Genomic DNA, 13701 nt, shown 5'->3' with positions numbered 1-13701 from the left:
AGTGTTGATTCGACGGAACTGACAATGAGTGATTTGCAAATCGCACTGATTTTGTTGGGCATTTTGCTCATCTTGCTCGTAGTGGTCTTTAACTGGTGGCAAGACCGCCGAGTGCGCCAGCAGATGCAAAGCCAATTCCCGGATGGGGATACGGATCCTTTGATGAGCCAGCTCACCGAGCTGGAACGTCGCGAGCCTAGCGTAGGCCGTGGCGAGGCGACGGCTGCCGATGGCGAACATGACGCCGCCGAGGCCGATTGCACCACTGAGGCCGTGATTGACATCAGTTTCAGCCAGCCTGTGGATGCCCAGGATCTGGCCCAGGCCTTGCAGACCGTATCGCGTAGTGGCGCCAAACCGGTGCGTTACTTTGCCGAATGTGAAGGTGGCGGTCATCGCGCTCGTCTACGCGCAGGTGAGTCCTACGCCAGCATGCAGATTGCCGTTTTGCTGGCCAATCGCAGCGGTCCCCTGTCGGCGATTGAATGGTCGCAAGTCTGGATGGCGGCCCAATCCCTGGCCCAACAATTTGATGGTGCGGTAGAAGGCCCGGAGCAAGATGATGTGCTGCGTCGTGCGGCAGCTCTGGACAATACGTGCGCTGATCTGGACGCGCTGGTGGGTGTGTCGGTGCGTTTGCCCGGCCCCATGCCAGCGTCTTCTGTTATTCAGATGGTCAAGGATGCGGGCTTTTTACCGTTCGGCCAGCAATTGGCCTGGTTGGCAGATTCGGGTCAGCCCCGTTTTACCGCCATGTTCGACGGTGCCCAACCCAAGGATATTCAGTCCGCCAGCATTGAGCGTATCGACTTGCTGCTCGATTTGCCCAACAGCCCGGCAGATGACCACGCCTTCAGCCGTATGGCGACGGTGGCCCGTGATCTGGCCAGCCGCCTGGATGCGGTGGTGCTGGATGATCAGGGTCGCCCCTTGCCCGAAAGCACCGATCAAAATATTGATGAACAACTAAGTAATCTGTACGAGCGCCTGGAGCAAGCTGGCTTTACGGCAGGCCAGGAACGTACAGGCAGGATTTTTTCGTGAGTTTGAAGCGAGTACAGCAGTTACATGAAGAACTGGCCCAGCATAACTGGGCCTATTACGTTCAGGATGCCCCCAGCATTTCGGACGCGCAATACGACGTATTGATGAACGAGTTGCTGGCGCTGGAAGCCGAGCACCCGGAATGGATCACCCCTGATTCACCCACGCAGCGCGTGGGTGCAGCCCCCCTGGATGGTTTTGACACGGTCCAGCATGCGGTTCCCATGTTGTCTCTGGGCAATGCCTTTGACGACGAAGAAGTGCAGGCGTTCGACAAGCGCGTGGCCGATACGCTGGTCGAGGCCGGTGTGGTCGGTCTGGACCGCCGTGTCGAGTATCTGGCCGAATACAAGTTTGATGGTTTGGCGATCAGCCTGCGCTACGAGCAAGGCTTGCTGGTTCAGGCGTCGACTCGCGGTGACGGCACAACTGGCGAGGACGTCACCAGCAATATTCGCACCATCAACTCCATACCTTTGCGCTTGCGCGGGGATGCGGCGCAATTGCCTGCCGTGCTGGAAGTGCGTGGCGAGGTCTTGATGAACCGGGCGGACTTCGAGCGCCTGAATGAAAATCAGACCAAGCGTGGCGAAAAAGTATTTGTGAATCCACGCAATGCCGCTGCAGGCAGCTTGCGTCAGTTGGACCCCAGAATTACCGCGAAACGGCCTTTGCGCTTTTTTGCCTATGGCTGGGGTGAAGTCAGCCCTATGCCTGCCGCCAATCAGCCTCAGAATGCCTTGTTTGCCGATCCGGCCAGTGATGCGTTGCCCCGTAATACCCAATCGGGCATGATGGACTGGCTGGAAAGTCTGGGCATGCCCTTAAGTCGCGACCGCAAAGTCGTGCAGGGTGTGCAAGGTCTGCTGGATTTTTACGGCCAAACCCAGCAGCGTCGTCCTGACCTGCCCTTTGAAATTGACGGTGTGGTCTACAAGGTCAACTCCTTGGCCGCGCAGCGTGTTCTGGGCTATGTGGCACGGGCACCGCGCTTTGCGGTTGCGCACAAGTTTCCGGCGCAGGAAGAAATGACGCGTGTGGAGAGCATCGAGTTTCAAGTAGGCCGTACAGGTGTTGTCACGCCGGTTGCGCGCTTGAAGCCGGTCTTTGTGGGTGGTGTCACGGTTACCAATGCCACGCTGCATAACGAAGACGAAGTGCGTCGCAAAGATGTACAGGTTGGTGATGTCGTAGTAGTCCGTCGAGCTGGAGATGTGATTCCTGAGGTTGTTTCTGTGGTGTTTGAGCAGCGACCTAAAGATCAGGAGAAAGTGCTTTTCAAGATGCCAGATAAATGTCCTGTGTGCAGCACAAAGCTTGTACGTGTGGATGGTACGTCTGCATGGAGATGCACAGCTGGGATGGCTTGTCCTGCCCAACGTAAGCAAGCATTGATACACGCAGTTAGTCGTAAAGCTCTGGATATTGAGGGGCTTGGAGAGAAACTTGTAGATCAGCTAGTTGATAGCGGCAAAGTTGAAACCCTGGCTTCTATTTTTACACTCAGCAAAGCGGATTTACTAGGCTTAGAGCGCATGGGGCAGAAGTCTGCCTCGAATTTGATTGACGCTATTAATAGAGCTCGACAGCCTTATTTAGATCGTTTTATATACGCCTTAGGTATTCGTCATGTTGGTGAAACTACTGCGCGAGATTTGGCGGAGCACTTTGGTACCTTAGGGGCGTTGGAGCAGGCTGATAAAGAGGCTTTTTTACGGGTGAAGGAGGTTGGGCCGGTAGTAGCTGCTTCTCTGCAGGATTTCTTCCAAGATATTCATAATCAAAAAGAGTTAAATGCCTTGCTGGCAGCCGGGGTTACTCCCCAACAGGCGCAAGTCCGTGCCAATAGCGCTAATCTGCCGCTGGCGGGCAAAACGGTGGTCATTACGGGTACGCTACCCAGCATGAGCCGTGATGAAGCCACGCGCCGCGTATTGGAAGCTGGGGGCAAGGCCAGTGGCTCGGTCTCTAAAAAAACTGCCTATGTGCTGGCGGGTGCAGAGGCTGGCTCCAAGCTGACCAAGGCACAGGAATTAGGTGTGACTATTCTGGACGAATCCCAGTTCCTGGCTTTATTGGCGGGTGAATAGCACAGGGGAAGAAGTGAAATCCTGGTAGTGATTCAGCCGTGATCTGGGCTTTTAATTACCACATGAATGACATTCAGTGAACGATCTTCACCACAAACAAATATGGCGCCCTTGAGGCGCCATATTTGTTCTTCCTGCCAGCCGCTTTATCGGGAAGACAAAGCGGCCGCCAAAGCCATTACTTGATGTTGGCTTCTTTCAGGATTTTCTGCTGGTATTCGGCCAGCTTGCGCTGACGCATCATTTCTTCCAGTTGAGGCTTCACTTCGGCCATGGCTGGGAAAGTAACAGGGCGGGAGTCATCCACCTGGATGATGTGCCAGCCAAACTGCGACTGCACAGGTGCTGCGCTCAGCTCGCCTTTCTTCATCTTCTCTACAGCCTGAGCGAACTCAGGAACGTAGGTGGCGCTTGGTGCCCAGCCCAGATCGCCGCCTTGCTGGCCGCTACCGGTGTCGATGGAGTCTTTCTTGGCCGCATCAGCAAAGCTGACTTTTTTGGACTTGATCTTTGCCAGCAGATCTTTGGCCGCCGCTTCGTCCTTCACCAGGATGTGACGCACCTTGTATTCCTGCTGACCTTCTTCCATCGACTTGATGGTGTTGTATTCCTTGGTCAGGTCGGCGTCGGTGACAGGGTTCTTCTTCAGGTAGTCGGCCATCAAAGCGCGGACCAGAATGCTTTGGCGGGCCAGTTCCAGCTCTTGCTGAACCTGATTGGTCTTGTCGATACCGGCTTTTTCAGCCGCTTGCACGACGGCCAGACGGTTGACCATTTCCTGTTTGACTTGCTCACGCAGCTCTGGCGAATCCTTGGCGCCTTGCTCGACCAGAACGGCGACGAACTGATCCAGGTCTTTTTGCGTGAGGTTTTTGCCGTTAACGGTGGCAATCGTCTGAGCATAGACGGGAGCAGCCATAGCGCAGGTCAGGGCAAATGCAGCGATACGTTTCATGAGCATCCTTAAGCGGTGGTTTTGGCTTGAATAGCCAAAGCGTGAATGGGGAAAGGCATTAGATCGTGGACGCGATCATACACAAGTCTGTGTCGTGCCAGTGTTGAAATTCCATCAAATTGTTTCGAGGCGATAATCACCCGAAAGTGGCTTGCGCCACCTTGTGCACCGGCATGACCGGCGTGCAGATGGGACTCATTGATGATGTCCAGTTCCGACGGTTCCAGTGCCTGGAGCCGTTCGTGAATCAGGGAAGCAAGTGCGTCTGTCATGGCGAAATCAAGATTTTGGGGGAGTGGAGTTGTCGGAAGAGTCTTGCAGGTAGCGGCCCAGCCACAAGGATTGGGCAACGACAAACACCAGCATCAAACCCAGCAGGCCGAAGGCCTTGAAGTTGACCCATTGGGATTCGGTAAAGTGGCCGGAGAAGGCAACGTACAAATTCACCAGGCCCATGGCGACAAAAAAGCTGGCCCAGACCAGGTTTAATTTGTCCCAGACATGGCCGGGCAACACCAGATGGGTGCCCATGAATTTTTGCATCAGGTTGCGATGCATCAGGTAACGACCGCCCAGCAGCACCAGGGCAAAGATCCAGTACAGCACCGTGGGTTTCCAACGGATGAACACATCGTTATGGAAGAACAGGGTGGCACCGCCAAACACGACAATGACCGCCAGGTTGATCCAGTGCGAGGTCTCGATCGCCTTGCTGGTGAGCTTCAGCCAGAGTATCTGCAGGATCGAGGCCGCCATGGCCACGCCGGTTGCGACATAGATATCGGAAAAGCGGAACGCCAGAAAGAACAGGACGAGCGGGAATAGATCAAATAAGAGCTTCTTCATGCTTCGGGTTCAAAGGTCATGGACAAGGAGTTAATGCAATATCGTAGCCCAGTGGGGGGCGGGCCGTCTTCAAAGACGTGGCCCAGATGGGCATCGCAGACATTGCACAGCACTTCGGTACGGCGCATGCCGTGGCTGACATCAAGCTCTTCACGCACGTTATCCGGATTCAGGGGGGTGAAGTAGCTGGGCCAGCCGCAACCGGCATCAAACTTGGTGTCGGACGCAAACAAGGCCGTGCCACAACCGACGCAGCGATAAATCCCGGCGCTGGTGGTGTCCCAGTAGCGACCGGTAAAGGGGCGTTCCGTCCCTTTTTGACGGGTGACATAGAATTCTTCGGGGCTGAGCTGGGCGCGCCACTCAGCGTCGGTTTTGCGTACTTTTTCCACGTGTGCTGCCTTATGAAAAAACGGATCAATGCCTACAGGAGGCGCAGTCCTACATAGTAATCGACAATTAGAGTGTGTTTGGAGCAGAGGGTTCCAAAGTGCCCCTCATCCCTATAGGGTGAGCAGGAAAATTGCCGGTTTGCGCACTTAATTAGTGAGCTATCACTTTAGTTAGTGCACTATTTAAACTTTTAATATTTAAGGTAAACACCAATATCTGAAATCCGCGTGACTTGATACGTTTCTGGTATGTGCTGGTGATTATCTGTATTACGATTTTTGACCGCTAAATCCGGTCCACAACAATGAACAAAATTTGGGAGAAAAGGATGAACTGCATTACTACTGGGCGCCTGACGACATTGGCTGCAGCCCTGGCTTTGAGCCTGCCCGTGGCCGTGTCCGCGCAGATCAAAGTGGGTGTGACGGTGGCGGCAACAGGACCGGCGGCCTCGCTGGGCATTCCTGAGCGCAATACAGTCAGCCTGCTGCCTACCGAAGTGGCTGGCCAGAAAATTGAATACATCGTGCTGGACGATGCCACTGACACCACGGTGGCTGTGCGCAATATGCGCAAGCTCATCACCGATGACAAAGTGGACGTGGTGATCGGTACGTCCGTGACACCCGGCTCCCTGGCCATGGTGGACGTAGCGGGTGAAACCAAGACACCCATGATCAGCGTGGCCGCCAACGCCAAGATTGTTGATCCTGTTGAAGGCGCTCGTACCTGGGTTTTCAAGACTCCTCAAAATGACCAGTTGATGGCCGGTGCCTTGGCTGAAGCCATGGTTAAACAGAACGTCAAAACCCTGGGCTTTATCGGCTACAACGACGCCTACGGTGACGGCTGGCTGAATGTGATTACCGAAGCGGCTCAAGCCAAAGGCATTAAAGTGCTGGGTGCCGAGCGCTATGGCCGTAACGACACCAGCGTGACCGGTCAGGTTCTGAAGCTGCTGGGCACCAAGCCTGATGCCGTTCTGATCGCCGGTTCCGGTACCCCTGTTGCCTTGCCTCAGCGTGAACTGAAAGGCCGTGGCTACGCAGGCATCATTTACCAGACACACGGTGCTGCCAACAGCGACGTGCTGCGTGTATGTGGCAAAGACTGTAACGACATGATCTTGCCCGCCGGTCCTTTGCTGGTTGCCGAACAACTGCCTGACAGCAGCTCGGTGAAAAAGACCGCCATGGACTACAAGGAAAAATATGAAGCCAAGTACGGTGCAGGCTCCATCAATACCTTTGGTGGCCATATGTGGGATGCCGGTCTGCTCGTGACCGAAGCAATTCCTGTTGCCCTGAAGTCCGGTGCCAAACCCGGTACTCCCGAGTTCCGCGCTGCCTTGCGTGACGCTCTGGAACAAACCAAGGAACTGGCGGCTTCCCAGGGTGTGTTCAATATGTCTCCAACAGACCACGCTGGGCTGGATACCCGTGCCCACGTGATTGTGAAAGTGGTCGACGGTAAATGGACATATCAGCCTGATCTGTAATATCTGACAGGCAAAAACCGGCTCAATAGCCGGTTTTTTCCAAGGCGGGTGCTGGCTGATCCTGGCACCCGTTCCCGCTACAGGCCTGCGTTTGCCGTAAGCCCTTTGCCCTTTTTGTTGTACAGGATGTTGTCCGACATGGATACCACCATTGCTTTAATTTTGTTGCAGGATGGCATATTGAATGGCGCCATCTATGCCTTGCTCGGGCTCGCCCTGGTTCTGGTTTTTCTGGTTACCCGCGTCATCTTTATCCCGCAAGGTGAGTTTGTCACCTTTGGCGCCTTGACCCTGGCGTTTGTGGTCAATGGCCGTATGCCGGGAACCGTTATTTTGTTGTTGATCGCTGGTGCTCTGGTGTTCTTGCTGGAGTTGCTGTCTGCCTTGCGCAGCCGCAGTCTGGCCGGTATGCCACGCAAGTTCCTGGTCAATATCGTGATCCCTGTGGCCGTCTATTTTGCTGCCCCCGCGATTGTCAGCTCGCAGTTGCCCCTGTGGGTCGCCGTGCTGTTCTCGCTGGCTGTCGTGATCCCGCTGGGACCGATGGTGTATCGCCTGGTTTATCAGCCTATTGCCGAAGCCAGTGTGCTGGTGCTGCTGATTACCTCTGTGGCAGTGCACTTTGCGCTGACCGGCCTGGGTCTGGTGTTCTTCGGTCCTGAGGGCTGGCGTACGCCCCCCTTCATGGAAGGCGAAGTCTCTTTGGGCGCCGTGAGCTGGTCCGCACAAACCTTCTTTGTGATGGGCGCTTGTGTGCTGCTGATTCTGGCTCTGTGGGGCTTTTTCGGTAAGACCCTGTATGGTCGCGCCTTGCGTGCAACGGCGGTGAACCGTCGCGGTGCTCGTCTGGTGGGTATCAGCACCAATATGTCCGGTTCGCTGACGTTTACTCTGGCAGCCGCCATTGGTGCCTTGTCCGGCATGCTGATCGCTCCTGTGACGACCATCTATTACGACACGGGCTTCCTGATCGGTCTGAAAGGCTTTGTGGCCGCAATTTTTGGCGGTCTGATCAGCTACCCCGTCACCCTGTTCGGCGCTTTGTTCCTGGGTGTTCTGGAGGCGTTTTCCTCTTTCTGGGCCAGTGCCTATAAAGAAGTTATTGTATTTACCATGGTGATACCGGTGTTGTTGTGGCGCTCCTTCGGTAGCAAGCACGTGGATGATGAGGAGTAAATCACATGAGACACTTGCTGACGCTATTGTTTATTGCGGTTCTGTTGGTCTTGCCGCAACTGGGCGCAACGCCCGAATTCTGGATTACCCAGCTTAACTATATTGGTTTGACCAGCCTGGTGGTTCTGGGTCTGGTGCTGTTGACCGGCGTGGGCGGTTTGACCTCTTTCGGTCAGGCAGCCTTTGTGGGCCTTGGTGCTTACACCACAGCCTATCTGACCGCCCGTTTGGGCTGGTCGCCCTGGTTTAACCTGCTGATCGGCATGGCCGTGACCATGATGGTGGCCTACATTCTGGGCGCGATCACGCTGCGTTTGTCGGGTCACTTCTTGCCACTGTGTACCCTGGCCTGGGGTCTGGCCCTGTACTACCTGTTCGGTAACCTGGAGTTCCTGGGGCAGTACGACGGTATTTCCGGTATTGCGCCTTTGGAGTTCTTTGGTATTTCCTTGGCCTCAGGCCGGGATATTTACTACCTGATCTGGGCTTTCGCCTTGCTGGCCATGTGGGGCACTCGCAACTTGCTGAATTCCCGTCCTGGTCGTGCTATTCGCGCCCTGAAACATGGCAGCGGCATGGCTGAGTCCTTTGGCGTGAACATGGCCAATTACAAGGTCATTGTGTTCGTTTACGCTGCCTTGCTGGCTTGCGTGTCGGGCTGGCTCTACGCCCACTACCAGCGAGCTGTGTCGCCCAGCCCCTTCGGCCTGAACTACGGTATTGAATACCTGTTCATGGCGGTGTTGGGTGGAGCAGGCAGTGTCTGGGGTGCCGTGCTGGGTTCGGCTCTGGTGCTGAGCCTGAAGGATCAATTGCAGAACTGGTTGCCCAAGCTGCTCAATACCGACATCAACTTCGAGCTGATCGTATTCGGTATCTTGATGGTCCTGATTTTGCAGTACGCCCGTGATGGTCTGTGGCCTATCTTGCAAAAAGCCTGGGAGCAGATCTTTGGTGCGCAGAAACGCAATCAAGCAGCTCCTCCGCAAGCCGAGGCACTGCCTCAGCGTGAACGTCCCCAGGCCGGTTCGCTGGTTCTGGAAGTGAACAAGATCCGCAAGGAGTTTGGTGGTCTGGTGGCGGTGAACGACATCAGCTTCACCTTGAATGCGGGTCAGATCATGGGCCTGATCGGTCCTAACGGCGCAGGCAAGAGCACGACCTTCAACCTGATTACCGGCGTCTTGTCGGCAACCAGCGGTCAGGTCAGCTTCCTGGGTAAACGGATTGATGGTCAGCCTGCCCGAGAAATCTCGCGTCTGGGCGTGGGTCGTACCTTCCAGCACGTGCAGTTGCTGCCAACCATGACTGTGCTGGAAAACGTGGCGCTGGGCGCTCACTTGCGTCGCAAGGTGGGTGTGGTGTCGGCGGTCTTGCATACCGAACGCCGTAGTGAAGCCGAGTTGCTGCACGAAGCCGCTGTTCAACTGCAGCGTGTAGGCTTGGGTGATTATCTGTACGAAGAAGCTGGCAATCTGGCCTTGGGTCAGCAGCGTATTCTGGAAATCGCCCGTGCACTGGCCTCCGATCCTTTGCTCTTGCTGCTGGACGAACCGGCTGCTGGCTTGCGCTACAAAGAAAAGCAGGAACTGGCCAAAGTGCTGGATCAGTTGCGTAGCGAAGGCATGAGCATTTTGCTGGTTGAGCATGACATGGACTTTGTCATGAATTTGACGGACAAGCTGGTTGTCATGGATTTTGGCACCAAGCTGGCCGAAGGTTTGCCCAAGGAAATTCAGGAAAATCCAGCCGTGCTGGAAGCCTACCTGGGTGGTATTGATGACGACCTGGATCTGGATCAGGTCAATGAGCCCGCCTCGGCAGGAGCAGCGCTATGAGTTCGGCACAATCGAATGACATTATTTTGAAGGTGGACAATCTGGCGGCTCAATACGGCAAAGTCAGTGCCGTGATGGGGGCCAGCCTGGACGTACGTGCAGGCAGCATTGTCACTGTGATTGGTGCCAACGGTGCCGGTAAATCCACCTTGCTGAACGCCATGATGGGCTCTTTGCCCAGCGTGGGCCGTAGTACAGGTTCGGTGCAGTACGAAGGCCAGGAAATCAGCCACTGGGAAGTAGAGCGTCGCGTGGCGGCCGGTATTTCTCTGGTGCCGGAGCGCCGTGAGCTGTTTGGCAGCATGACGGTGGAAGACAATCTGCTGCTGGGTGGCTTTCGCCTGTATCGTGCCCGTCATCCCGGCTGGCGCGACACGATGGACAAGGTCTATACCTTGTTCCCACGCTTGAAAGAGCGTCGTACCCAGTTGGCAGGGACTTTGTCAGGTGGGGAGCGGCAGATGCTGGCTGTGGGCCGTGCCTTGATGGCGCAACCCAAGGTACTGATGCTGGATGAACCCAGCCTGGGCCTGGCGCCGCGTGTGGTGCGGGAGATCTTCATGATCATCGCCCGACTGCGCAGTACCGGCGTGGCCATCTTGCTGGTCGAGCAAAATGCTCGTGCCGCTTTGCAAGTGGCTGACTACGGTTATGTACTGGAGACGGGCGATGTGGTGCTGCAAGGGCCCGCGTCTGACCTGGCTCATAATCCCCGAGTGATAGAAAGCTATCTGGGCTTGGGGCAGGGCAAACGCGAGCAGGAAGAAGCCAGCGCTTAGAAGCGGTAGCCGACCCCGATGGTGGCAACCACGGGGTCCAGCTTGGCTTTACCAATGGACTGACCGTTCAGCTTCACGTCTGGACGGATGCTGATGTAGCGGATATCGGCGTTCAGGAACCAGTTGTTATCCAGTTTGTAATCCACGCCGACCTGGGCTGCAAAACCCCAGCTATTTTTCAGCTTCAGGTCCGAACCTGCCAGCGCACCACGCGACTCGGTGTCAAAGAACATGGTGTAGTTCACGCCCACGCCCACATAGGGTTGGAAGTTGCTGTCGGGCAGGAAGTGGTATTGCAGGCTCAGGGTTGGGGGCAAGTGCTTGGTCTTGCCGATACGGCCCAGATTGCTGTCGATATTGTGCTGGAAGGGGAATGCGCCCAGCAGCTCAATACCAATGTTGCGAGTGGCCATGTAGGTCAGCGAAAAGCTGGGGCGTGCGTTATTGCCTACATCCAGATCCACGGTGCCGTCAGCGACCGAACCGTTATTGGATTTTGGAGCTACCCAGGTCACACCGCCTTTAAGCAAGAAATCACCCGCTTCGTGTGTTTGGCCCTGGGGGGCGTACAAGACAGCAGCCAGTCCAACGGCGAGCAGGGACAGGTGCAGACCTGGAATCAAGTGGCGGGTTTTCATAGGAGCTCCGTAGGGATGTGTAAAGCCTACAGAGTGCATGAGGGCTGGGCCCGCGGATTTGATCCAAAGCAAGCTTCAGAAGTAGTTGGCCGCCTGACCTTGTTGTAGATCAAGAAAGCAGGATTCATGCGAGGCCGATTCGGCCTCTATGTCTGTTTTTCGCATCACCTGGTAACAGCCGGGATCAAGGGCTCATACATTCAGGAGTGCGTGCAGAGCCTCGTATTTATGGCTCAATTCGGCTTTGCTGAAGCGCTCGATAATTTGCCCTTGTTCCAGCACATGAAACTGATCGCTGAACTCGGCCGAGAATTGCGGACACTGTTCCGCCAGCACAATGGTATAGCCCTCGTTGCGTAACGTGCAGATCAACCTGGTCAGTGTTTGGGCCTGCACAGGTGCCAGACCTTCGGATACTTTATCCAAAAGCAGCAGGTTCACACCGGTGCGCAGTAAACGGGCAATGGCCAGAACCTTTTGTTCACCGGTGGAGAGCTGGGTAGCCATGTGATGGCGGCGTTGCTCCAGGCAGGGCAGGAGCTCATAGATTTGCACCAGAGACATTCCTCCACCCAGGGTCGTCCCGATGGCAGGTGGTAGCAGGAGGTTTTCCTCGCAACTCAGGCCTGTGAAGATACTTTGCTCGTAAGGGCTGTAGCCAACGCCCAGATCTGCCAACTGATGCTGGTTCAGGTGGATGGCTTCGGTACCTTGAATACGGACGGATCCGCGACGGCTATCCGTCAAACCGACAATGGCGCGTAGCATGGCGCTGCGGCCAGCCCGGTTGCGGCTCAGTACCGTGCAGACTTCGCCAGAGGCCACCTGCAAATTCAATCCGCGCAAGAGCGGGAACTCTCGGTGCCAGGCGTACAGGTTCTCAATATCCAGGGCAGCCCGTGTCATGAGAAACGCTCCTTGTCGTGAGTCGTCAATAAGGGCCTGTACGTTGGCTGGCTGGCGCAGGAACCCGATTTCTGTTCTTTGCCTCTTACTGCGGTGATTCCATCGTCAGCAAACGGTAGGCAGAGTCCTTCATGCGTTTCAGTATGGAAGCGCCAAGAAAGCAAAACTATGCGGGTTTGTCATAGGAAGGTCCGGTTTAATACACTGTTTAGTAAACAAATGTTGTTAAACCGGTCATGTGTTACTTAAGTGTTAACAGTTTTGGGCTTGAAGTCGCACAAATCTGAAATACCACATTGTGGACACTTGGGTTTGCGAGCCACACAGATATAGCGACCATGCAAAATCAGCCAGTGGTGGGCGTCCAGCAAGAAAGGCTTGGGAATCATTTTTTCCAGCTTTTTTTCCACTTCGACCACGTTCTTGCCCGGAGCAATGCCAGTGCGGTTGGCGACGCGGAAAATATGCGTATCGACGGCAATGGTGGGCAAGCCGAAGGCCGTGTTCAAAACAACATTGGCAGTTTTGCGACCTACGCCTGGAAGGGCTTCCAGAGCAGCGCGGTCACAGGGAACTTTGCCTTGATGCAGGTCCAGCAGCATCTGACAGGTCTTGATGACATTGGCAGCCTTGGTCTTGTACAGGCCAATGGTCTTGATGGCTTCTCGCAAACCTTCTTCACCCATGGCCAAAATCCCTTCCGGCGTGCCATGTTCCGGGAAGAAACGGGCGGTGGCCAGATTCACGGAACGGTCTGTGGCCTGTGCGGACAAGATGACCGCAATCAGCAACTGAAAGGTGTCAGCGTATTCCAGCTCGGTGGTGGGCTTTGGGTTGGCCGCCTGAAAACGGCTGAAAATCTCGTGGCGCTTGGCAGCGTTCATGGCGTGCTTCCGCTTGCAGTCTTGCTGGCACGGCGGGCACGGGCGCGAGCCAGGGCAGAGGCAATCGACGCCTCTCGTTTATCGGCCTGATCGGCTGTAGTGGCCAGAACGGGTTTATTGGCCAGGGTACGGGCTGCCAGATCCGAGCTTTCCTTGTGGCGAGCCAGCAGGCGGTCGCGGCGTTGCTCGGTATCTTGACGCGCCTGCTCGGCCTGTGCGCTATTCCATTCATCGGTAGGCACCATGCTGATGCAGTCCACCGGACAGGGCGGCACACAGAGCTCACAGCCTGTACAGCGGTCGGCCAGCACGGTGTGCATCAGTTTGTTGGCGCCAATAATGGCATCGACCGGACAGGCTTGAATACACAAGGTACAGCCTATGCAGTGCTCTTCAATAATTACCGCTCGACTGGGACCGGTGAATTCGCCACAGGCGGGGTCCAAAGGCAGAGCTTCGCGCTCCAGCAGTTCGGCCAGGGCTTGCACGCCTTCCTGCCCGCCGGGCGGGCAGCGGTTGATCGCCTCGCCTTCAAGAGCGATGGCTTGGGCATAGGGCAAACAGGCGTCGTAACCACAGCGGGTGCACTGGGTTTGAGGGAGCAGGGCGTCAATGCGCCGTATTAAGGTGTCGGACATGAATGCAAAAACGGGG

The 13701-nt window shown here is 55.7% G+C and carries 14 protein-coding genes; 6 read left to right on the top strand and 8 right to left on the bottom strand.

Translation table 11 applies throughout. The features are described from left to right. Window positions 1-24: 24 nt before the first annotated feature. Window positions 25-1044, top strand: a complete 1020-nt coding sequence (locus JYG33_RS07775; RefSeq protein WP_207875401.1) for a cell division protein ZipA C-terminal FtsZ-binding domain-containing protein — start codon at window positions 25-27, stop codon at window positions 1042-1044. Continuing rightward, window positions 1041-3134: an NAD-dependent DNA ligase LigA gene (gene ligA, locus JYG33_RS07770; protein WP_207875400.1), complete on the top strand. Its 2094-nt coding sequence runs from the start codon at window positions 1041-1043 to the stop codon at window positions 3132-3134. The genes JYG33_RS07775 and ligA overlap by 4 nt, the downstream gene beginning before the upstream one ends. Before the next feature lie 178 nt (window positions 3135-3312). Here the strand turns inward: ligA and JYG33_RS07765 are convergent, their stop codons facing one another. The 4 genes from JYG33_RS07765 to msrB are packed head-to-tail and all read right to left on the bottom strand — an operon-like array spanning window position 3313 to window position 5327. Further along, window positions 3313-4089, bottom strand: coding sequence for a peptidylprolyl isomerase (locus JYG33_RS07765; protein ID WP_207875399.1), 777 nt, complete (start codon window positions 4087-4089; stop codon window positions 3313-3315). 8 nt (window positions 4090-4097) lie between these two features. Then, window positions 4098-4361 (bottom strand): BolA family protein, encoded by a 264-nt coding sequence (locus JYG33_RS07760; protein ID WP_009456641.1) that lies wholly within the window; start codon window positions 4359-4361, stop codon window positions 4098-4100. Between the two features lie 7 nt (window positions 4362-4368). Further along, entirely contained in the window at window positions 4369-4935 is a 567-nt protein-coding gene (locus JYG33_RS07755; RefSeq protein ID WP_207875398.1) for a septation protein A, read from the bottom strand. After that, complete coding sequence (gene msrB, locus JYG33_RS07750; protein WP_207875397.1) at window positions 4932-5327, bottom strand: peptide-methionine (R)-S-oxide reductase MsrB; 396 nt, start codon at window positions 5325-5327, stop codon at window positions 4932-4934. Before msrB ends, JYG33_RS07755 begins: the two co-directional genes overlap by 4 nt. Window positions 5328-5656: 329 nt before the next feature. Here msrB and JYG33_RS07745 point away from each other — a divergent pair, with 329 nt between their 5' ends. The 4 genes from JYG33_RS07745 to JYG33_RS07730 all read left to right on the top strand — a co-directional run bounded on the left by JYG33_RS07745 (window position 5657) and on the right by JYG33_RS07730 (window position 10619). Then, complete coding sequence (locus JYG33_RS07745; RefSeq protein ID WP_207875396.1) at window positions 5657-6826, top strand: ABC transporter substrate-binding protein; 1170 nt, start codon at window positions 5657-5659, stop codon at window positions 6824-6826. 138 nt (window positions 6827-6964) lie between these two features. Next, complete coding sequence (locus JYG33_RS07740; RefSeq protein ID WP_207875395.1) at window positions 6965-8002, top strand: branched-chain amino acid ABC transporter permease; 1038 nt, start codon at window positions 6965-6967, stop codon at window positions 8000-8002. A gap of 5 nt (window positions 8003-8007) precedes the next feature. Further along, entirely contained in the window at window positions 8008-9840 is a 1833-nt protein-coding gene (locus JYG33_RS07735) for a branched-chain amino acid ABC transporter ATP-binding protein/permease (RefSeq protein WP_207875394.1), read from the top strand. Further along, the gene (locus JYG33_RS07730; protein WP_207875393.1) at window positions 9837-10619 is read left to right on the top strand and encodes an ABC transporter ATP-binding protein; all 783 of its coding nucleotides are present in this window, start codon (window positions 9837-9839) and stop codon (window positions 10617-10619) included. Before JYG33_RS07735 ends, JYG33_RS07730 begins: the two co-directional genes overlap by 4 nt. Here the strand turns inward: JYG33_RS07730 and JYG33_RS07725 are convergent. The 4 genes from JYG33_RS07725 to JYG33_RS07710 all read right to left on the bottom strand — a co-directional run bounded on the left by JYG33_RS07725 (window position 10616) and on the right by JYG33_RS07710 (window position 13685). Then, entirely contained in the window at window positions 10616-11257 is a 642-nt protein-coding gene (locus tag JYG33_RS07725) for an OmpW family protein (RefSeq protein ID WP_207875392.1), read from the bottom strand. The genes JYG33_RS07730 and JYG33_RS07725 overlap by 4 nt on opposite strands. Before the next feature lie 192 nt (window positions 11258-11449). Continuing rightward, entirely contained in the window at window positions 11450-12163 is a 714-nt protein-coding gene (locus tag JYG33_RS07720) for an ATP-binding cassette domain-containing protein (protein ID WP_207875391.1), read from the bottom strand. Window positions 12164-12408: 245 nt separating this feature from the next. Continuing rightward, window positions 12409-13047, bottom strand: a complete 639-nt coding sequence (gene nth, locus JYG33_RS07715; RefSeq protein ID WP_207875390.1) for an endonuclease III — start codon at window positions 13045-13047, stop codon at window positions 12409-12411. Beyond that, the gene (locus JYG33_RS07710) at window positions 13044-13685 is read right to left on the bottom strand and encodes an RnfABCDGE type electron transport complex subunit B (protein ID WP_207875389.1); all 642 of its coding nucleotides are present in this window, start codon (window positions 13683-13685) and stop codon (window positions 13044-13046) included. The genes nth and JYG33_RS07710 overlap by 4 nt, the downstream gene beginning before the upstream one ends. Window positions 13686-13701 lie beyond the last annotated feature (16 nt).

Source organism: Alcaligenes sp. SORT26 (assembly GCF_017377875.1).
Classification (GTDB): Bacteria; Pseudomonadota; Gammaproteobacteria; order Burkholderiales; family Burkholderiaceae_B; genus Alcaligenes; species Alcaligenes parafaecalis.
The sequence above is the reverse complement of the archived record's forward strand: the minus strand, read 5'-3'. Positions and strand labels throughout refer to the sequence as shown.